This is a genomic window from Planococcus wigleyi (assembly GCF_014836985.1).
GTDB lineage: Bacteria > Bacillota > Bacilli > Bacillales_A > Planococcaceae > Planococcus > Planococcus notacanthi.
The window spans coordinates 207485-227909 of record NZ_JACSPU010000004.1 but is presented as its reverse complement, the minus strand read 5'-3'; the positions used below and the strand labels follow the sequence as shown (position 1 = coordinate 227909).

Annotated in this window: 23 protein-coding genes and 1 other annotated feature; of the genes, 16 read left to right on the top strand and 7 right to left on the bottom strand. The window is 45.1% G+C overall.

Features of this window, described 5'->3' with window-relative positions; genetic code table 11:
- Positions 1 to 33: 33 nt before the first annotated feature.
- Together H9630_RS12525 and rnz are read left to right on the top strand one after the other, a co-directional pair.
- Positions 34 to 1275, top strand: a complete 1242-nt coding sequence (locus H9630_RS12525; protein ID WP_191715820.1) for a DNA polymerase IV — start codon at positions 34 to 36, stop codon at positions 1273 to 1275.
- 7 nt (positions 1276 to 1282) lie between these two features.
- Positions 1283 to 2242 carry a ribonuclease Z gene (rnz, locus tag H9630_RS12520; RefSeq protein ID WP_191715819.1) on the top strand — a complete coding sequence of 320 codons (960 nt, stop codon included), beginning with the start codon at positions 1283 to 1285 and terminating at the stop codon, positions 2240 to 2242.
- 387 nt (positions 2243 to 2629) lie between these two features.
- Here the strand turns inward: rnz and namA are convergent, their stop codons facing one another.
- The gene (gene namA / locus H9630_RS12515) at positions 2630 to 3646 is read right to left on the bottom strand and encodes an NADPH dehydrogenase NamA (protein WP_191715818.1); all 1017 of its coding nucleotides are present in this window, start codon (positions 3644 to 3646) and stop codon (positions 2630 to 2632) included.
- A gap of 46 nt (positions 3647 to 3692) precedes the next feature.
- A complete protein-coding gene (gene proC / locus H9630_RS12510) occupies positions 3693 to 4496 on the bottom strand; it encodes a pyrroline-5-carboxylate reductase (RefSeq protein WP_191715817.1) in 804 nt (267 codons plus the stop codon).
- Positions 4497 to 4545: 49 nt separating this feature from the next.
- Positions 4546 to 4751, bottom strand: a binding site (T-box leader).
- A 118-nt stretch (positions 4752 to 4869) separates the two neighbouring features.
- Here proC and H9630_RS12505 point away from each other — a divergent pair.
- The 9 genes from H9630_RS12505 to H9630_RS12465 all read left to right on the top strand — a co-directional run bounded on the left by H9630_RS12505 (position 4870) and on the right by H9630_RS12465 (position 15014).
- On the top strand, positions 4870 to 5817 hold the full coding sequence (locus tag H9630_RS12505) for an MBL fold metallo-hydrolase (protein ID WP_191715816.1): 948 nt from the start codon (positions 4870 to 4872) through the stop codon (positions 5815 to 5817).
- Positions 5818 to 5974: 157 nt separating this feature from the next.
- Positions 5975 to 6526: a DUF3221 domain-containing protein gene (locus H9630_RS12500; protein WP_191715815.1), complete on the top strand. Its 552-nt coding sequence runs from the start codon at positions 5975 to 5977 to the stop codon at positions 6524 to 6526.
- 141 nt (positions 6527 to 6667) lie between these two features.
- Positions 6668 to 7903, top strand: a complete 1236-nt coding sequence (locus H9630_RS12495) for an argininosuccinate synthase (RefSeq protein ID WP_191716058.1) — start codon at positions 6668 to 6670, stop codon at positions 7901 to 7903.
- Positions 7900 to 9273 (top strand): argininosuccinate lyase, encoded by a 1374-nt coding sequence (gene argH, locus H9630_RS12490; protein ID WP_191715814.1) that lies wholly within the window; start codon positions 7900 to 7902, stop codon positions 9271 to 9273. Before H9630_RS12495 ends, argH begins: the two co-directional genes overlap by 4 nt.
- A 363-nt stretch (positions 9274 to 9636) precedes the next feature.
- Positions 9637 to 11391, top strand: coding sequence for an ABC transporter ATP-binding protein (locus H9630_RS12485; protein WP_191715813.1), 1755 nt, complete (start codon positions 9637 to 9639; stop codon positions 11389 to 11391).
- Positions 11391 to 13175, top strand: a complete 1785-nt coding sequence (locus H9630_RS12480) for an ABC transporter ATP-binding protein (protein WP_191715812.1) — start codon at positions 11391 to 11393, stop codon at positions 13173 to 13175. The genes H9630_RS12485 and H9630_RS12480 overlap by 1 nt, the downstream gene beginning before the upstream one ends.
- A gap of 286 nt (positions 13176 to 13461) precedes the next feature.
- Positions 13462 to 14172, top strand: a complete 711-nt coding sequence (locus tag H9630_RS12475) for a cytochrome c biogenesis CcdA family protein (protein WP_191715811.1) — start codon at positions 13462 to 13464, stop codon at positions 14170 to 14172.
- A gap of 25 nt (positions 14173 to 14197) precedes the next feature.
- Positions 14198 to 14521: a thioredoxin family protein gene (locus H9630_RS12470; protein WP_191715810.1), complete on the top strand. Its 324-nt coding sequence runs from the start codon at positions 14198 to 14200 to the stop codon at positions 14519 to 14521.
- Positions 14514 to 15014: a CcdC family protein gene (locus H9630_RS12465; protein ID WP_191715809.1), complete on the top strand. Its 501-nt coding sequence runs from the start codon at positions 14514 to 14516 to the stop codon at positions 15012 to 15014. The genes H9630_RS12470 and H9630_RS12465 overlap by 8 nt, the downstream gene beginning before the upstream one ends.
- A 14-nt stretch (positions 15015 to 15028) precedes the next feature.
- On the opposite strand, the gene H9630_RS12460 is transcribed toward H9630_RS12465, so the two are convergent.
- Positions 15029 to 15463, bottom strand: coding sequence for a DUF2621 domain-containing protein (locus H9630_RS12460; protein WP_191715808.1), 435 nt, complete (start codon positions 15461 to 15463; stop codon positions 15029 to 15031).
- Between the two features lie 120 nt (positions 15464 to 15583).
- On the opposite strand from H9630_RS12460, the gene H9630_RS12455 reads away from it, so the two are divergent.
- From H9630_RS12455 to H9630_RS12440, 4 genes are all read left to right on the top strand, one after another.
- Positions 15584 to 15802: a DUF1659 domain-containing protein gene (locus H9630_RS12455; protein WP_191715807.1), complete on the top strand. Its 219-nt coding sequence runs from the start codon at positions 15584 to 15586 to the stop codon at positions 15800 to 15802.
- Between the two features lie 21 nt (positions 15803 to 15823).
- Positions 15824 to 16039: a DUF2922 domain-containing protein gene (locus tag H9630_RS12450; protein ID WP_191715806.1), complete on the top strand. Its 216-nt coding sequence runs from the start codon at positions 15824 to 15826 to the stop codon at positions 16037 to 16039.
- A gap of 56 nt (positions 16040 to 16095) precedes the next feature.
- Positions 16096 to 16224, top strand: coding sequence for a YvrJ family protein (locus tag H9630_RS12445; RefSeq protein WP_006831430.1), 129 nt, complete (start codon positions 16096 to 16098; stop codon positions 16222 to 16224).
- A 94-nt stretch (positions 16225 to 16318) separates the two neighbouring features.
- Positions 16319 to 16882, top strand: coding sequence for an SCO family protein (locus tag H9630_RS12440; RefSeq protein WP_191715805.1), 564 nt, complete (start codon positions 16319 to 16321; stop codon positions 16880 to 16882).
- Between the two features lie 8 nt (positions 16883 to 16890).
- Here the strand turns inward: H9630_RS12440 and mscL are convergent, their stop codons facing one another.
- Positions 16891 to 17280 carry a large conductance mechanosensitive channel protein MscL gene (mscL, locus tag H9630_RS12435; RefSeq protein WP_191715804.1) on the bottom strand — a complete coding sequence of 130 codons (390 nt, stop codon included), beginning with the start codon at positions 17278 to 17280 and terminating at the stop codon, positions 16891 to 16893.
- 275 nt (positions 17281 to 17555) lie between these two features.
- Between mscL and H9630_RS12430 the strand changes: the two genes are divergently transcribed.
- Positions 17556 to 18194: a lytic transglycosylase domain-containing protein gene (locus H9630_RS12430; protein WP_191715803.1), complete on the top strand. Its 639-nt coding sequence runs from the start codon at positions 17556 to 17558 to the stop codon at positions 18192 to 18194.
- A gap of 40 nt (positions 18195 to 18234) precedes the next feature.
- Here H9630_RS12430 and H9630_RS12425 read toward each other — a convergent pair whose 3' ends face one another.
- The 3 genes from H9630_RS12425 to H9630_RS12415 form a co-directional block, all read right to left on the bottom strand.
- Complete coding sequence (locus H9630_RS12425; RefSeq protein ID WP_191715802.1) at positions 18235 to 18495, bottom strand: GlsB/YeaQ/YmgE family stress response membrane protein; 261 nt, start codon at positions 18493 to 18495, stop codon at positions 18235 to 18237.
- A gap of 90 nt (positions 18496 to 18585) precedes the next feature.
- Positions 18586 to 19128 carry a cysteine hydrolase family protein gene (locus tag H9630_RS12420; protein WP_191715801.1) on the bottom strand — a complete coding sequence of 181 codons (543 nt, stop codon included), beginning with the start codon at positions 19126 to 19128 and terminating at the stop codon, positions 18586 to 18588.
- 272 nt (positions 19129 to 19400) lie between these two features.
- Positions 19401 to 20261: a site-specific integrase gene (locus H9630_RS12415; RefSeq protein WP_191715800.1), complete on the bottom strand. Its 861-nt coding sequence runs from the start codon at positions 20259 to 20261 to the stop codon at positions 19401 to 19403.
- Positions 20262 to 20425: the final 164 nt, after the last annotated feature.

The following is a 20425-nucleotide window of genomic DNA, read 5'->3' as shown; positions in this document are numbered from 1 at the left end:
CACTGAAAGAAAACGGAAAGAAGAGCGATTTTCATGGCCAGCCGAGTTATTTTTCATATCGATATGAATAGTTTTTATGCCTCTGTCGAACAATCGCATAATCCTGAACTGAAGGGAAAAGCGATTGCCATTGCCGGGAATCCGAAAGAACGGAGAGGCATTATCGTCACCTGTTCTTATGAAGCGCGCGCGCATGGGATCTACACGACCATGCAGGTACATGAAGCCAAGCGGAAATATCCGGAACTTTTGCTGCTGCCGCCGAATTTCGAGCGTTACCGGGCAGCATCCAAAGCGATGTTTGAAATTTTGCGTTCCTATACCGATTTGGTGGAACCGGTTTCGATAGATGAAGGGTATGTGGATGTGACGGAATTGACAGAGCAGCGCCATGCATTGGAAATTGCGGATGAAATCCAACGGCGTCTGCTAAGTGAATTGGATCTGCCATGTTCAATCGGCATTGCACCGAACAAATTCCTGGCCAAAACCGCATCCGATATGAAAAAACCCATGGGCATAACTGTTTTAAGGAAACGGGATATTCAGGCAATGTTGTGGCCTAAACCAGTAATTGATATGCATGGCATCGGCGATAGTACGGCAGCCAGATTAAAGGGCTTGAAAATTGAGACCATTGGAGATCTGGCAACAGCAAATGAAGGCCTGGTCAAGGAAAAAATGGGCAAAAACGGCATCCGGCTGCAAGCTCGTGCGAACGGTTTGGACGATCGGCTGGTGGATCCGGATTCCATTTACGATACCAAAAGTGTCGGAACATCCACAACCTTGCCGATTGATGAAACGGATGAACAGAATCTAAAGGCATTGTTCCGCCAGCTCAGTGAAAAGGTGGCCAATCGTTTGGAAGCGAAAGAACTGGCGGGCCCAACTGTCAGTATTCAGACCCGCAGCTCCGATTGGAAAAACCGATCACGCAGCGTCACGCTGAACAATACCGTTTGGAAAGCAGAAGACATCCACCGGAATGCCTGGCAATTGTTCACACGGCATTGGAACGGAGAACCCCTGCGGCTAATCGGAGTTACAGTATCGAACGTTGCGGACAAAGGCGATATGACCGAACAATTATCAATCTTTAATTTTCAGGAACATGCCAAGGAAGAGCCGATTCTCGACTTGATGGCACAACTCGAAAGCCGTTTCGGCAAAAGTGTCCTCACGCGGGGGACAAAAATCAAAAAAACGAATTACGACTCCAAAACAAGCTTCAGCAAGGATTTTTTGGATGATCACGACCACGAGAGAAAGTAGGGGAAGCATGCAATTATTATTTCTGGGCACAGGTGCCGGAATGCCTTCTAAACAGCGCAATACATCTGCACTGGTTTTGAAATTACTCGAAGAGCGGGGAACTGTGTGGTTATTTGACTGCGGAGAAGCGACACAGCACCAGATTCTACATACGACGGTGAAACCGCGGAAAATTGAAAAGATTTTCATTACACATATGCATGGCGACCATATTTTCGGTCTGCCTGGCCTTCTGGGATCCCGTTCTTTCCAAGGGGGCGATGAGACACTGGATATATACGGACCTGCTGGAATCCGGGAGTTTGTTGAAATGGCTTTGGCGCTCAGCCGAACCCACTTGGCATACCCGATTGTTTATCATGAACTGGCAGACGGTTTACTGTTTGAAGATGAGTTGATGGTGGTGGAAACGCGCTTGTTGGACCATGTGATTCCGTCCTATGGTTTTCGGATCACGCAAAAGCCGTTGCCGCCTAAATTATTGATTGCAAAAGCTTTGGCGCTGGGCGTTCCAAAAGGTCCGCTGCTGGCAAAGCTGAAAAATGGGGAAGACGTTGAAACAGCTGAGGGGCATTGGGTCAGAAGTGCGGATGTAACAGAACCGGAAGAACCCGGTTTTGTTGTCACGATTCTCGGGGATACCCGTTTTTGCGAAGCAGCAATAGAATTGGGGCGCGGTGCAGATGTACTGGTGCACGAAGCGACCTTTGACGGAACCGCTAAGAAAATGGCTGCTGAATACGGCCATTCAACGGTCTACGAAGCGGCGGAAACGGCTCGTGCAGCAGGAGTGGATACGTTAATCATGACGCATATCAGCGCACGCTTCCTTCCGGAAGACGAGCGGATGCTGTTGAAGCAGATGAAGGAAATTCATCCGCTTGGATTTATTGCACATGATTTTTCGGAATTCGAGTGGCTGCAGCAAGCTAAAAAAATAAGGAAAAAACAAGAAAGCCGTTTCTAAAAGATGGCTTTTTTTGGTTGCGTTAAAATATTTAATGGAAATAATAGAACAAATGTTCCCGTTGTGCTAAAATAAAGGTACAGCTGTATGAGGGCGGTTTGGCCATTCCCCAGGAAAGGGGGTGGTAACATGACCATAGCAGAATCATTCGGTCTCGTGTTTACGAGTATCGGGATAACGATCAGCGCTCTGACACTTGTCGTTTCCATGATTTTGGTCATCAACAAAAAAAAATAACCGTCCCATGTGGCGTGGAATGACGGTTATCTTTTAAGCCTATATTCCAGCCAACCGCTCTCGTGGCGGCATACAGCTGGCCGAATGCTCACGCATTCGGTTTTTTACGTTACCCTTAGTATACTAAATCTCAAACATTTTGCAACCGCCTTATACCCAACCGCGTTTATAAGGCACTGGAGCCTCTAAATCGGCGTCAAGTTCCTGCGCAGCTGTGTACGCCCAATAAGGATTACGAAGCAATTCACGGGCTAGGAAGACCAGATCCGCGCGTCCGTTCTGAAGGATTTCTTCTGCCTGCAGTGCACTGGTGATCAAGCCGACCGCTCCAGTAGCTATTGGAGTCTGCTTTTTGATGGTCTCTGCAAACGGCACTTGGTACCCAGGATGGACGGAAATTTTTGCAGGTACGACCGCGCCTGAACTGACATCGATCAAATCGACGCCTTGTTGTTTCATCCATTGGCACATTTCCACGTATTGTTCCGGTGTCATGCCGCCATTGCTGTAGTCATGGGCGGAAATTCGGACGAATAACGGACCGTTCCATACTTCATTGACAGCATCGATAATTTGACGCAGAAAGCGATAGCGATTTTCTGCATTGCCGCCGTATGCGTCGGTGCGCTTGTTTGTTAATGGGGATAGGAACTGGTTGATCAAGTAGCCATGTGCGGCGTGGACTTCGATGACATCGAAGCCTGCGGTTTTGGCGCGGATTGCTCCTTTTTTAAACGCTTCAATGGTTTCTTCAATATCTGCTGGAGCCATTTCTGCCGGTTTTTTATAATTCTCGTCGAATGCCAATGCACTCGCTGAGTGGATGGCGCCTTCAACTCTTGCTTTTCTTCCGGCATGTGCCAATTGGATGCCGGTTTTTGCCCCGTGCTGTTTCATCAGGCGGACAATTTCTGCTTGCCCTTCTATATGGCGGTCATCCCAAATGCCGAGGTCTTGTGCTGAAATGCGTCCTTGTGGCTGGACAGCCGTCGCTTCGGTGATAATGAGTCCGACGCCGCCGACTGCTCGGGTTGGATAATGGATGCGATGCCAGTCCGTCACCATTCCATCTTCCTTATCACTTTGGTACATGCACATCGGCGCCATTACAATGCGGTTTTTAAAAACGACATCTTTAATTTCAAACGGTTCAAATAACTTAGCCATCAGACAACCTCCTCTATAGATACAACTGTAAATTATACAGAAGAGTTTACTTAAATTCTTTTCCGAGCTCTTGGGAACGCTGGGAAGCTGCTGTCACACAAGCTCCAATCGTTTCCTTGAAATGATTTTCCTCGAGTGTCTTGAGGCCGGCTGCTGTTGTACCATTCGGGCTCGTCACTTTTATCCGCAGTTCCGCGAAATCTTCCTGTTGGAGCATTTCGGCTGCACCGGAAAAAGTTTGGCGCACCAATTTTTTTGCATCGGCATGGGATAATCCATTGGCGACTGCCGCTTCTGTCATCGCTTCTGCGAAATAATAGATATAAGCAGGGCCGCTTCCGGCAACGCCTGTCACTGCATGCAATTGTTCTTCTGCTACAACGGTCACGCTGCCGATGGAAGACAGGAGCTTGCGCAATTCATGCTGTTGTTCAAGCGACACGTGTTTGCTCCAGGCAACTCCAGTAGCCGACTTGCCGATTTTAGCAGATGTATTCGGCATAGCGCGGGCAACCGGGAAATTCCCGACATGCCGTTGGATGGTGTCGATGGATACACCGGCTGCGACTGACAAGATGACGGTATTGCCAACCAGTTTATCTTTAATTCCGCTTAGCGCTGCTTCCACATCTTTCGGTTTCATCGCCAAGAGGATAAAGTGGGCATCTTTCAGTTCCGTTTTCTCCGGACAGACGATATTGACGCCGTATTCATCACTCAAAAATTCCAAACGGTCCTGATCGGATCGGTTCATAACGGAAATTTCTTCCGGTTTCATGATTCGTTTATTGATCCAGCCATGGATCATCGATTCGGCCATAGAGCCGGCTCCTACACATACGATTTTCATTCGACTCACCAACTTTCTTCATAATAAAAAGCGCAATCATCCCTGTTGTTACAAGGACGAAAACGCTTTGTTTCCGCGGTACCACCTAAGTTTGCCATAAAGACACCACTCGATGTCCATAACGCGGACAAACGGCCGTGTTTTCACGGCAGCTCAAAAGCAGGTTCCACAGAGGAGAGGGGGTGCGCATTTCAGCAAAAGCTGCACTCTCTTTACTCCATCACTCCGTGTACTGATCTTTATCTTCGCTCACATATGATAGTGAATTATAGAGGATAAATCGGCTTCTTGTCAAATGCCTGAAAGAAGTGACGGCATTCCGTTTTCCATGTATGATGGATGAATAGCGATTCATTTAAAGGAGATGGCCATATTGACTTTACATAAGATTATTATTCCGACACCCTTTGCGGTAGGAGACGTCAATTCCTATCTATTAAAAGGGGATATGCTGACGTTGATTGATGCTGGTCCGAAAACACCGGAAGCCTGGATGGCCATTAAAGCAGGATTAAAAGAATTTGGTGCAGAACCAGGTGACGTAGAACAAGTTGTGTTGACGCATCACCATCCTGATCATGCCGGGTGGGTGGACGGCTTCGAAAATGCAAAATTATATGGGCATCCTTACAACGATCCTTGGTTGCGCCGTGACCAAAATTTCTTTGATTATCATGATGCCTTCTATTTGGAGCGGTTAAAAGAAGAAGGGGTTCCAGGCGATCTGGAATTTTGGGTCAAGAAGATGAAGCGCCCCTTAAATCTGATGGGGAGCCGTCCGCTTGATATGTCCATTAATGAAGGCGATACGCTGCCAGGCCACCCTGAATGGCAAGTCCTTGAAACATTGGGCCATGCACAGAGCCATTTGTCTTTTTGGAATAAAGAAACGCATGAAATGATCGGTGGTGACCACGTTATAGCCAAAGTTTCCTCAAATCCTTTGATTGAACCGCCGTTGGATCCGACACAAGGGCGGCCGAAATCGCTGCTGCAATACAATGCATCTCTCAGCCGCTTGCTGAAAATGCCGGTGGATGTAATCTACAGCGGGCACGGTGAAGAAATCCGAAATGTTGATGAATTGATTACAGCCCGCCTCACCAAACAGCATCAGCGGGCCATGAAAGCGTTGGGGATGATCGGTGACGAAGAGCGTACTGTCTATGGGCTGACAAAAGAGTTGTTTGCCCATGCCTACGAAAAAGAACTTGGCCTGACGCTATCGGAAACCATCGGGCAAATCGATTACCTGCTGGAAGACGGTCTGATTACAGAGCGTTTGGGTGAGGATGGAATTTTCTATTATAATAAGGTATGAATTGAAAATTCGCGCGTAGCGATATGTTGGTTTTCAGGCGTAAGAAAAACGCCAATCGGCTCATTGCTGACAATTGCAACTATTCCGTACAACAGGTAAAATTAGCTGGTCGATAGGTTTTGGCATCACGAAATTACAGGAAAAGGATTGGGTCGTTTTGAAAAAATGGAGATTATTTTTAGCAAGTGTCCTGTTATTGGCAGCATGTTCAAACGAAGAAGCTGAGCCGGCTGAAAAAGAACAAGCCGATCAAGCCGAGATGGCTGTCGAACAGAAAAGCATGACAGAAGAAGGTTTTATTACACAGATCAATGAAACCGATATTTTAATCAACAGTATTTATTTCAGCATTCCCGAAGATGTGAAAGTTCAATTTAGTGATGGCGCCGAAGCGACGGAAGCTGAAGTGCGGGATATACGAACTGGAATGAAAGTGAGCCTGGATTACCAGGGGCCTCTTGAAGAGTCCTTTCCAATGCAGGGAGAGGCGGAAACGGTGACGATTCTGACCGATGAGGATTCAGCCAAACAATCGGAAGCACTTGAAGCATTCATTACCAAGGAACAATTGCCGCGCCTGATCATGATGGGCCAGCCCATTGTCCGTGATAATGAAATCGGCTTCCTTTTCAACAATATGGAATCAGGGGAAATTTCCGAAGTGCGGATCGATCTCGAGACATATGACTATACAATTGACGGAGAATAAAGTAAATTAAGAAAAAGAAAGCAGCTGCGGCTGCTTTTTTTCATGAAAAATTATAGTTGTATCTCTTGCGCTGGGCAAAAATCCATGATATAGTTTGTATATTCATTTCAAACATTGCATAAAAATACATTGGAGGTTTTCATATTGAATAAAAAGATTGTACTCGCATACTCAGGTGGATTAGATACATCAGTGGCCATTCCGTGGCTGAAGGGACAAGGCTACGACGTCGTCGCTGTTTGCCTGGATATCGGGGAAGGAAAAGATTTGGACTTCATTAAACAAAAAGCGCTTCAAGTCGGAGCGGTTGAAAGCTATATGATCGATGCAAGAGACGAATTTGCAGAAGAATATGCATTAATATCATTGCAGGCGCATACGCTATACGAAGGCAAGTACCCGTTAGTATCTGCGTTATCGCGTCCATTGATTTCGAAAAAATTGGTAGAAATCGCTGAAGCGACAAACTCTACTGCTGTAGCACACGGCTGCACTGGAAAAGGGAATGACCAGGTACGTTTCGAAGTATCCATCAAGTCATTGAATCCGAACCTTGAAGTGGTAGCACCTGTGCGTGCATGGGCTTGGTCACGTGATGAAGAAATCGCTTATGCAAAAGAGCATAACATTCCGATTCCGGTTAATTTGGACAGCCCGTTTTCTATCGACCAAAACTTATGGGGCCGCGCAAATGAATGTGGCGTATTGGAAGATCCATGGGCTACACCGCCGGAAGAAGCTTATGACATTACTTCTTCACTTGAAAACACCCCAGACACAGCAGACATCGTCGAAATTGAATTCGTCAATGGCGTACCGACTCAATTGAATGGCGTTTCGTACTCATTCTCTAACTTGATCCTTGAACTAAATGAAATTGCCGGCAAGCATGGAGTGGGAAGAATTGACCATATCGAAAACAGATTGGTCGGCATCAAATCGCGTGAGGTCTATGAAGCTCCTGCTGCCATGACATTGATTGCTGCGCATAAAGAGTTGGAAGACATCACATTGGTAAAAGAAATGGCTCATTTCAAGCCGGTTATTGAGAAGAAACTGACAGAATTGATCTATGAAGGACTATGGTTCTCTCCATTGCGTGTTGCGCTCGAAGCATTCTTGAAAGAAACACAGGCTTATGTCAACGGAACTGTACGTGTGAAATTGTTTAAAGGACATGCAATCATTGAAGGCCGTAAATCACCTAATTCTCTATACAGTGAGCAATTGGCGACTTATTCTACGGATGATACATTCAACCATGAATCTGCAGTCGGCTTTATCGAATTATGGGGCCTTCCAACAGTTGTCAACTCGATGGTCAATAAAAAAGAAGTTACAGTACCTGAAGATTTGAAAGAGAAGGTGAAAGCATGACCAAACTGTGGGGCGGCCGTTTTCAAAAATCGGCCGAACAGTGGGTCGATGAGTTCGGCGCTTCAATTTCCTACGATCAAAAATTGGTGATGGAGGATCTGGAAGGCAGTACGGCGCATGTAAAAATGCTGTCTGCCTGTGGCATCCTTCCGGAAGAAGATGCAAATCTGATCTTATCGGGTCTTAAAACGCTGAAACAAAAAGCGCAGGACGGCGATTTAGAATTCAGTGTATCGAATGAAGACATCCACTTAAACTTGGAAAAGCATTTAATAGATGAAATCGGACCTGTCGGCGGCAAGCTGCACACTGCAAGAAGCCGAAACGACCAGGTAGCGACTGATATGCATCTGTATTTAAAAAACCGCGTCCAGGAAATCATCGAAGCCATCACGGCGTTCCAGGATGCTATTGTGGCACAAGCGGAAACGCATGTAGAAACGGTTGTTCCGGGCTATACCCATCTTCAGCGTGCCCAGCCGATTTCCTTCGGCCATCACTTGTTGACGTATTTCTGGATGCTGCAGCGCGACAAAGAGCGGTTGACGGAATCGTTGAAGCGTATTGACATTTCTCCGCTTGGAGCGGGAGCGATGTCGGGCACGACTTTCCCGATTGACCGTGAATTGTCAGCCGAGCTATTGGGCTTTTCAAACGTTTACCAGAACAGCTTGGATGCTGTCAGCGACCGTGATTTTATTTTGGAGTTTCTCAGCAATGCGTCCATGCTGATGATGCACATGTCCCGTTTTGCGGAAGAAATCATTCTGTGGTCAAGCGAAGAATTCCGCTTTATCGAGCTGGATGATACCTTCTCAACGGGATCGAGCATCATGCCCCAAAAGAAAAACCCGGATATGGCGGAGTTGATCCGCGGTAAGACAGGCCGTGTCTACGGCAATCTGTTTGGCTTGCTGACTACCTTGAAAGGCCTTCCGCTTGCTTACAATAAAGACATGCAGGAAGACAAAGAAGGGATGTTCGATACGGTCCATACGCTGATGGGGGCGCTGCCGATTTTCGAAGGCATGATCCGCACCATGACCGTCCGTACCGATTCCATGGAAAAAGCCGTTCATTCGGATTTCTCCAATGCGACGGAATTGGCGGATTACCTCGCTGCCAAAGGCATGCCGTTCCGCGAAGCGCACGATGTAACCGGAAAACTGGTTTTCACATGCATCCAGCGCGGTTATTTCTTAAAAGACCTGCCTCTTGCAGATTTGCAGGAAGCAAGTCCATTGATCGATGAAGACATATACAATACGTTGATGCCGAGAACTGCAGTAGAGCGAAGAAACTCACTGGGCGGCACTGGTTTTGAACAAGTACATCATCAATTGGGACTTGCCAAGCAGCTCATCGGGTAAAAAGTCCATCTCTATAAAGCCGTTGGCGGTTGGTACCCGCTGCCGGTCCATAAAAGCCGATTTTCCTCTTCCCCTATGGAAAATCGGCTTTTATTTTTTTTGCCTTTTTTTCTGAAGAATGATTGAGGTATACAGAGAAAAAGAAGTTCAGCCGCAAGACTGATTTATTTTGCAAATCGAAATATTCTCTTTCCAATAGTTAACAGGCTTTGGTAAAATATATGAGATAAAAAATATCGGTACCAGCTGAATTTGTCTATGTTTTGCATGAACGGCAGGCAAAAAAAGTCCCATTATTCACGTAACTAAAAAATGGCTCAGTGGGTTATGAGTAAAACATTAAAAAGCAAGGGGCAAGATGCGATGAAAGTCTTTTGGGAGCTAGGCTGGTTTTTCAAAGAACGCAAAAAGCAATACACATTGGGGATCCTGCTGTTGCTGATGGTGGCATTTCTTGGTGTATTGCCTCCGCGCATTATCGGATTTGTAGTGGACCGCATCAGTGAAGGCAGCTTGACGCCGGAATACCTTGCGACATGGTTGGCCATTTTGGCTGGCGCCGCTTTAGTGATGTACGTGCTGCGCTACATTTGGCGTCTGTTGATATTCGGTTCCTCCATCATTTTGGCACGTAATCTGCGGGCACAGCTGTTTCAGCATTTTACACAGATGTCTCCGGCTTTCTATCAAAAACGTCGTGTCGGTGATTTGATGGCACATGCCACCAATGATCTGCAGGCGGTGCAACAGACAGCGGGTGCGGGTGTACTGACGCTGGTCGACTCCATCGCGACCGGCGGCTTCGTCATCGCGGCCATGGCACTCACCATTGATTGGAAATTGACTTTGATTGTGCTGTTGCCGATGCCGTTGATGGCTTATATGACCAATTATTACGGAAAATTGATGCACGAGCGGTTTCACGGGGCACAGCAGGCTTTTTCAGGGCTTAATGACAAAACCCAGGAAAGCATTTCCGGAATGAAGGTCATCAAAACCTTCGGCCAGGAACAACAAGACATCGATGATTTTAAAAGTTTATCGGAACGTGTGGTGGAAGAGAATATCCGAGTGGCGCGTGTCGACTCTTTATTCGATCCGACAATTTCCGCGATTATCGGCATCTGTTATTTTCTGGCCATCGGTTTCGGCTGTTATTTCGTCGTGAATGGGGAGATGACCATCGGAGATTTGGTCGCTTTTACTGCCTATCTCGGGCTTTTGGTATGGCCGATGCTGGCATTCGGCTGGCTTTTCAATATTGTGGAACGTGGTCGTGCCTCTTATGACCGAATTCAGGCATTGCTGGCAGAACCGGTTGATATCGATGACCGTGAAGATGCCATTGATGAAGAGCCATCCGGCGACTTGGTTTTTTCTATTGAGCAATTCAACTTCACCGGTGACGAGCGGGCGGCGCTCAAGGATGTCCACTTCACTGTCAAACAAGGTGAAACCTTAGGGATTGCGGGCAAGACCGGTTCCGGAAAATCCGCGATCCTGCGTCTGCTGCTAAGGGAATTTGACGACTATAAAGGGTCAATTCTCTTTGGAGGTATAGCGATCGATTCCTATAAAATGCAGCGTTTGCGTCAAGCAATCGGCTATGTCCCGCAGGATCATTTTTTATTTTCGACAAGCATTGCCGGAAATATCGCTTTTGCGCAGCCAAATGCCGGTCTCCGGGAAATTCAGGAAGCTGCATCATTGGCCCATATTCATGAAGACATCGAGAACTTTACGGAAGGCTATGAAACAATGGTGGGAGAGCGCGGCGTGTCGTTGTCTGGTGGGCAGAAACAGCGGATTTCGATTGCACGGGCATTGCTGAAAGAGCCGGAGCTGCTGATCTTGGATGATTCGCTGTCTGCCGTGGATGCCAAGACAGAAGAAGCGATTTTGCAGTCACTGAAGACGACACGGAGCGGAAAAACCACCATCATCACTTCACACCGTTTAAGCGCCATCCAACATGCCCATCAGATTTTGGTGATGGACAAAGGCACCATTGCGGAAATCGGTTCGCATGAAGAATTGATGAAGAAAAAAGGACATTATTACGAAATGTATGAGCTGCAGCGACTGGAAGCGCTCGTCGAACAGGGAGGCGAGTTGTAATGCTGGCTAAAGAAACCCAAAAACAACAAGAACTCACCGGACGGGACCAATGGATTGTTTTTCAGCGTTTGCTGAAATATTTGGCACCGCACAAGAAAATGCTGATTTTGGCATTGGGGCTGTTGATTTTGACTGTGCTTGGAGATGTCCTTGGGCCCTTGCTCATTAAAATATTCATCGATGATTATTTGACGCCTGGAAGCTTTCCGACAGGGCCGATTATAGGATTGGCAGGCGCTTACTTGTTCATTCAAACATCCAATGTCATCATCAGTTATTTTCAGCTGCTGAAATTTCAGGAAGTGGCATTGAAAATTATCCAGCAGCTGAGGATTGATGCTTTTGCGAAAGTGCATGGGCTCGGCATGCGTTATTTCGACCAGACTCCTGCCGGCGGAATCGTCTCGCGTGTCACCAATGACACCGAAGCCATCAAAGAAATGTTCGTCACCGTTCTCATCGGCTTTATCCAAAGCACTTTTCTGATTGTCGGCGTCTATATCGCCATGTTTTTCCTGAATATCCGGTTGGCGCTTATCACCCTTCTGCTGCTGCCGATTCTCGGGTGGATCATTTATCTGTACCGGAAATACAGCTCAGTATTTTATCAGGATTTACGGGAGCGTCTCGGGCAATTGAATGCCAAATTATCCGAATCGATCCAAGGAATGGGGATGATTCAGGCTTTTGGCCAGGAGACACGATTGAAGGATGAGTTTAATAAGATTAACGATAAACATTGGCAGGCAGGCAAACGTAATATTAAAATTGACGGTTTGCTGCTGCGGCCGGCGATAGACCTCGTATATGCATTGGCGCTCATCATGCTGCTCAGTTATTTCGGCATCACCTCATTTTCAAATACGGTAGAAGTTGGTGTCATCTATGCATTTGTGACGTATATCGATCGCTTTTTCGAACCAATCAATCAAGTGATGCAGCGGCTGTCAATTTTTCAGCAAGCGATCGTCGCAGCTTCTCGCGTCTTTTTGCTGCTGGATGAACAGGAGAAAGCACCCCGGCAGTTTGGCACTGCTGGTGAAATCACAAATGGCGAAATCGAATTTCGCAATGTCAGTTTTTCCTATGATGGCAATAAGGAAGTGCTGAAGAATATTTCCTTTAAAGCTAAGCCAGGGCAAACGATCGCTTTAGTCGGCCACACCGGCAGCGGAAAAAGTTCCATCATTAATTTATTGCTGCGTTTTTATGAATTCGAAAAAGGGGAAATCCTGATTGACGGCAACTCAGTAAAGGAATATGAAACAGATGAACTGCGCAGGAAAATGGGGTTGGTGCTGCAAGATCCTTTCTTGTTTTACGGAACGATTGCCAGCAACATCCGGTTGTATGATCAAACACTGACGAACGATGAGGTCCGAAAAGCTTCAGAATTTGTACAGGCGAACCCGTTTATTGAAGCTTTGCCGCAAGGCTATAACCAGCAAGTGACAGAACGGGGCTCGACATTTTCGAGCGGCCAACGTCAATTGGTGGCTTTTGCGCGGACCATGGCAACCGACCCAAAGATTCTGGTGCTCGATGAAGCCACCGCGAACATTGACACGGAAACTGAAGTGGCTATTCAAGCCAGTTTGGAGCGCATGCGGCGTGGACGAACGACGATTGCGATTGCGCATAGGCTCAGCACCATCCAGGATGCGGATTTGATTTTGGTGCTGCATAACGGCGAAATCGTTGAGCAAGGAACACATCAGCAGCTGCTTTATCAACGCGGACTGTACCACAAAATGTATTTGCTTCAGAATGGTATTGTTGAGTGAAAATGAACGGCTCAGGCCGTTCTTTTTATTTCATAAATTTTATCCAATTTTAAGTAATGCTCTTTTTTACTTACTATGTAGTAAACTACCAAAGGTTTTATCCTAAAACCTAAACACGTCAACAAGTAAAAAACAGTGGCAAAACAGAAAAAGAGACATTCAGCAGGGGTTTAAGCTACCGAAGAGAACAATTAGGCATTTGTCCACAAAGATTTCACAGGCGCAAGGGCGGTGTTTCGCATAAAAATTTGGTAAGATGGGAGAAGTATAGGAAGGAGAATTACCAGTGGCATCTGATATCAATTTATTTTTGGCTTTTGGAGCCGGCTTTTTAAGTTTTGTTTCACCTTGTACTTTGCCTTTGTATCCTGCATTTTTATCCTATATAACAGGTATGACCATGGATGAAATCAAAAACGATAAAAAAGTCATGCAACGCCGGGGCATGTTCCACACCTTGTTTTTCCTTTTAGGGTTTTCAACAATTTTTATAGCCCTCGGATTCAGTACTTCATTTTTCTATGAATGGTTTATCCGATATGATGAATTGATTCGACAGGTAGGCGCAATCTTCATCGTCTTATTCGGATTGATGATTGTTGGTGTCTTCTCACCGAAATTCCTTATGCAGGACCGCAAGTTCTCATTTAAAAACCGGCCTTCCGGATTTTTTGGGACATTTGTTATCGGATTGGCATTTGCAGCTGGATGGACACCTTGCACAGGGCCGATTACAGCAGCTATTTACGCTCTTGCTGCCACAAATCCAGGATCAGGTGTCTGGTACATGCTGGCTTATGTTTTAGGGTTTGCGATTCCATTCTTCGTCCTATCGTTCTTCGTGACACGTATGGGTTGGCTGCGCAAGCATAACAAGAAAATCATGAATATTGGCGGTTACATTATGATTGCAGTCGGAATTCTGCTGTTCTTCGACGGTTTGACGTATTTAATCCGGATCATGAGCCCAGTCTTTGGTGATTTCCAAGGATTTTAAAACAACAACTAAGTAGGTGAGCAAGATGGAAATCATTTCTGCGATAGAAGAATATCAATCAAAAATTGCACAAGAGCAGTCATTTCTGTTATTTGTAAAAACGGAAAATTGCTCGGTCTGTGAAGGGTTGCGCCCGCAGGTCGAAGCGTTCGAATCCGATTACGGGCTGCCTTTCTATTTGGTTAATGCGGCAAAAGTGCCGGAATTGGCAGGACAGTTGATGCTTTTTACTGCACCGGTTATCCTGTTGTTCCGTCAAGGGAAAGAAATTCAACGATGGGCGCGGTTCGTGCCTATCGATGAATTGCGCCACCGGTTAGATGAACTGGAGGAGAGTTTGAATGTTTGATCAGATTCCTTCAGAAGTCTATTTGATTATCACTACCGCGGGGGCATTCGCTATGGGGTTATTGGCCATGTTTGTCCGTTCGAAATCGGCAAAAAAACCGGCATCGGTCAAAAAAATCATTCTGCCGCCTTTCTTCATGTCGACTGGTGCGTTGATGTTCATTTTCCCAATCTTTCGTGTAGCACCTATACAGATTCTCGAAGCATTAGGTGTCGGTATTCTTTTCTCGACTGTCTTGATTTGGACTTCGAAATTCGAAGTCCGTGATGGTGAGATTTATTTGAAACAATCGAAAGCCTTTGTTTTCATCCTGTTTGGGCTATTGCTTCTGCGCGTAGTTGGAAAAGTGGTATTAAGCTCTAGCATTGATGTCGGCGAATTAGGAGGCATGTTCTGGATTCTGGCATTCGGAATGCTTTGGCCATGGCGTTTGAGCATGCTTTGGCAATATAAAAAAATCGCAGCAAAAGGTAAAAGCGCTGTTCCCATCTAAGGGAGCAGCGCTTTTTATTGTTCAAAATATTGCTCGTAAGGGCTTACGTCAATCTTGAGTTCAGCTAACTTTTTCCGCAAAAACTTATGGTCACGCTTTGGTGTTGCCAGGATGTATCCACGGATAATATGTTCCAGTTTCATCTTTTTAGCTTTTTCTTCAAGCAGAACCTGTCCGATCCTGCCCGCGATTTTCTGTTTTGCAACCGGACGGAATAAATCAGGAACAGGTTGCACCAGCTCATTCAACATCGCTTTTTCTTCATCCCCCCATAAATGGATGGTTTTATCGACATAATATTCTTCCCAGTTCAAATCTGAAAGGCCATCTTCCTTTGGCATGGACTTGAGGAACTTTCTGAACATGAAATATCCGCCAATCGCGAATAACCCAACCAGCACCACAACCCAAAATAGGATAAACCATAAAAACCAGCCACTCAGTTCCATATTGTTTCACCTCGTTTTTCCCATTACTTCTATTATAGAAGGGTTTGAAAAGAAATTCATTAAAAATGTATCTCTTTTTTTCATCTGTGTCTATATAGCGAATGAAAGGAGGTGGTAAACATGGCCTTTAGTGATTTTAAAAACGCCAGCATCCGTTGCACTTACGAAAACGGCTTGGATGCCAACGGCAAAGTAAAGAAAAAGATTAAAGCGTACCACAATGTGAAAGAAACAGCAGCCACAGACAACATTTTCGGAGCAACAGCTGTACTGGCAAATTTCGGAACAAGAACGTTGATGGATGTCGAGAAACAATCGACCATCACGATCTACCAATAATCGGCATAGGGGGAATGGAAAATGGCTAAAACATTGGAATTGATTTTTACAACCACTGCTGGGAAAGACGTCACTTTGACTGTAGAAGAGCCACGGGAAAATATCAACGATGCAGAATTGCTGGCAGGAATGCAGGCAATCATCGCTCAGGATATTTTTGAAGTGGAAGGTTCTTCATTCGCATCGGTAAAAGGTGCGCGTGTGGTTGAACGGAATATTGTAGAGTACGCAGTATAAGCAAGAAGCTCTCCTGATTTGGGAGAGCTTCTTTTTCAGTAGAAAGGAGTGAAACTATGGCTGAGTGGATGCAATGGATCCAAGAACTCGGATTCCCCATTTTTGTGTCATTTTATTTGATGCATCGTGTGGAAACGAAACTGGTCGCGATTCATGACGCATTGATTACATTAAAGCTGTCCTGACTTCACAAATTCGTGACAATGGCAGCGCGATATGTATTGTGCGGATTCTGCGCTTTCGCTATGATAAGGATGACGGAAGAGTGGAGGGCATTTTATGCGATATACTTACTTTTTGGCTTTGCTCAGCCTGGTTCTGCTGTTAACAGCATGCGGCAGTTCAACAATTGAGGATTTCTCCTATACAGACCATCGGGGAGAACCGGTGTCTCTTGAAGATTTAAAAGGAACGCCATGGCTGGCGACTTTTATGTTCACGAATTGTGAAACTGTCTGTCCGCCAATGACTTTCAATTTAAGCGGGATTCAGGAAGAGTTGGAAGCTGAGGGAATTGAAGATTATAAAATAGTAGCGTTCAGTGTCGATCCGACTGTGGATACGCCTGAGACGATGCAAGATTATTTAGCGAAGTATTCGGTTCCTGATGAATCAAAATGGCACCTGTTGACGGGGTATACACAACCCGAAATAGCTGAATTTGCGAAAGATAATTTCAGTTCTTTTGTCAAAAATGATCCTGAAAGTGATCAGGTCATTCATGGTACCGCTTTTTATTTAGTGGATCAAGAAGGAACCGTTGCCCATAATTACGACGGTTTTGAAGATGTGCCGATAGAAGAGATCAAGGAAGACTTGCGCGGATTAATTGAAGGGAAGTAAAAAACCGGTCAAAGACCGGTTTTTTCTTTGCCCAAAAGATCTCTGATTTCGAGAAGGATTTCCTGAGTTTTGTCCAGGACTTCCGGTTCTTCGTCGGCAGGTACATCTTTTTTGCGTTTCAGTTTGGTGAAAACGCGGATCACCATGAAGATGGAGAATGCAATAATAAAAAAATCGATGATAGCTTGGATAAATAGCCCGTAATTCAAGACTACGTCATTGAAGGTATAGCTCCAATTCTCCACGCTGATTCCGCCGACCAAAATCCCGACCAGTGGCATAATGATGTCTTCCACCAAAGAAGAAACAACTTTCCCGAAAGCGGCACCGATAACGACTGCTACTGCAAGGTCAAGGACATTTCCTTTTAAGGCGAACTTTTTAAAATCTTCCCACATAGTATTCACCTCCTCTGTTCATTTGTTTAGTCTATCAGAAATATTCTGAAAAATAAAGAAAAATATAAGAGTGCTTTTGAAAGAGCACCGGTGTATGGAACGATATAGTCTGGAAGCTATGTTACACTAAAAGATATAGATAAAAAGCAACTTAAATCATTAGGGACTCGTCTCTATTGATTGTCAGTATTTAATCAAGCTTTAACAGCTAGCTATTTCCGCTTGGAAAAGTGGAGTTATGTTGTCTGTTGAAACGGGATAATAGGTGTGTGTAAATGAAAAAAAAGAAACTACCCATGAAATGGAAGCGGAAAATCGGTTGCCTGATCCTTTTGGTGCCAGGAGCCATTGTCTTAGCGACACTAGGAATCCTTGTTTTTATGCTGGCCAATTCGGCTTCTGTGTTCACTACGCTCAAAGAAGCACCAAGCCACTTGATAGAGATGGAATTTCCAGAAGAAAATATTCCGCTTTACAAAGATGCGGCTGAAGTATATGGCATTCCATGGACGTTGCTGGCTGCGCATCACCGGATCGAAACAAGATTTTCGACAATGGATCCGTTGCTGTCTCCAGTAGGGGCAGAAGGGCATCTGCAATTTATGCCTTGTACGTTTGTGGGATGGAGACATCCGACTTGTTCTGGGAAAGGCCAAGGGGAGATCAGCGAAGAAGACAAGACCAACCTCGAAGTAATCGCTTATTATGGCGGTTATGGAGTTGACGGCAATGGAGACGGCATAGCAGATCCTTATAATTTAACGGATGCACTGTACAGTGCAGCCAACTATCTGTCCCTAAATGGAGCAGCGGATGGGGATTTGGAAAGAGCGATTTTCCAGTACAACCATAGTGAGGAATACGTAGCAGATGTTCTTCATTATTATCATCTTTACGAAGAAGATTATAATTGACGGCAAAAAAAAGAGTGGACATATGTCCACTCTTTTTTTATTAGGCTCTACGGCCTTTTCTCATAGATCCCATAATCAGGCTAAGAACGAATACGAAGATCAAAGCACCGATTAATGCAGGGATAATAGCTACGCCCCAAATGACAGGACCTAAATCTCCTAGAATCAATCCACCTAACCAGGCACCTATGATACCTGCGATGATGTTACCGATAATGCCGCCTGGAACATCCTTACCTAAAATCATTCCTGCGATCCAACCGATGATACCGCCCATAATAAGGTATAAAATAAAACCCATTTTTTCCAGCTCCTTTTAATGTAATGAATAAGTGCTACACTCTAGGTATAACCGGAATCAGGACGTTTGAAACATAAAAGAGAAAAAAAGTTATAAAACGTGTGCGCCCAAGGTAGTGCTGAAGTGGCGCAGGGCCCAATCATGGCCAGCTTGATCAAAGCTTGCAACAGCATTTTCATGAATGAATATTTTATAGCCTTTGTTATAGGCATCGACCGCAGTATGCAGTACACAGATATCTGTACAAACGCCTACGATATGGATTTCTTCAATTTTTCGTTCCCGCAGCAGCAATTCCAGGTTGGTACCCGCAAATGCACTGTATCTGGTTTTGTCCATCCAAATGATCCGGTCGGCATTGGCTTTATAGACTTCTGCTAGGCGGCCATAAAGTTCTCTTCCGGCAGTTCCTCTTATATTGTGGGGAGGAAAGAGTTCTGCTTCCGGATGAAAGGCGTTGGTTTTTTCATGAAGATCAACCGGCATAACCACCAGCTCTTTTTCAGTCAAAAATTCTTCTGTCAGATTGCAAATCGCTTCTTCAATAGCCTGTCCTGGTTTTCCGCAGGTTAAGGCTCCATCATCTGCTACAAAATCTATTGTATAGTCGACAACCAATAATGCTTTCTTCATAAAATCACTCCAATCCTTTTTCTTGATTATAGCTAAAAGCAGGAGAAAGAAACAATGCTTGCCATCTTCATTCGAATTCAGTATAATCAGACTATTCATAAGGGAGGGGTGGTCTTGATGCAATACGAAAATGTTGAGAAGCTTGACAGACAAGCTTTAATATTTGTGGTCCTTCATACATTGCTTATTTTTAATTTTGCATTGGATTTCGGTTTCTTGACATGAAGCGAAACAAGCAAAAGCCTATCCCGTTTTCAATGGGATAGGCTTTTTTAATGGGTGCCTCTTTTCAGGCGGACCAAAGAATCTTTTAGGATTCGGGATGCGGAGTCGAGTGAAACTCCTAAAATTTCCTGGATTTCTTCCAAATTCTTATGCTCCACAGAGTAAAGGTAATATACATAAGCAAAACGAATATCACCTGACCTCATGGGCATGCCGACAAACGAGGAAAGGGCTTCGGTGTAATCGGACAATGAACCCATCTGGAACATGGTGTATTCATTTTTCACTTTCGAAGATAACAGGTAGGGCGTACCGCGAAAGACGGCGCGTTCAATTCCATCCAACATAACAGGGATTTCTTTGTCTGTGAATTCAAGGCGGCATTGATAGCCGTCTTTTTTCTCGACTGCCAACGCCAGCTGACCATCTCGGTCATCAAAGTTATCGATATCAATAGCCACCATATCCCGCAGGCGGAGGCCGCGCAGGTAAAGGATATATAAAATCTTAGCATTTAATGAAAGGTGATCGGCTTCGAGCACCGCGTCTTTCTTTTTCAGCAGGTCTTCGTAATCCAAGTGAATATCGGAAGGGGTCAAATCCAGTTTTCTGTTGAATTTGAACTTGGGCATAAAATCGTTGGGAATGCGTCCGATCTGCCACATATAATCGAACCATCTTCTTATATAGATCAGTTTTCGGTTCAGTGTGCTGTCTTTGATGCCGGCAGCGTGCTGGTCCTGCAGAAATTGCTGAATATCGGAAGGACGGATTTCGTGAGGTTCCACCGGTCTTTTGTACGTATGCCTAAGAAAAGCGAAGAGCGAGCGGATCAATTGGACTTCATGGACAACCGTGTTGGGGCTGATGCCGTTGTCCAATCGGAATTTCTCGTAACCATAAGGCATAAAGCGTCACCTCTTCTAAGGGATTTCCTTAAATTATACCATTAATACAGGTAAATAGAACGTATTTTCCCTTTCGTTCCTATTTTGAAGAAACCAATCTCATTTTTATTCTTTCTATAGAAGGGAAAAGAAAATCTATCGCCATAAATGTATATAAACCATTC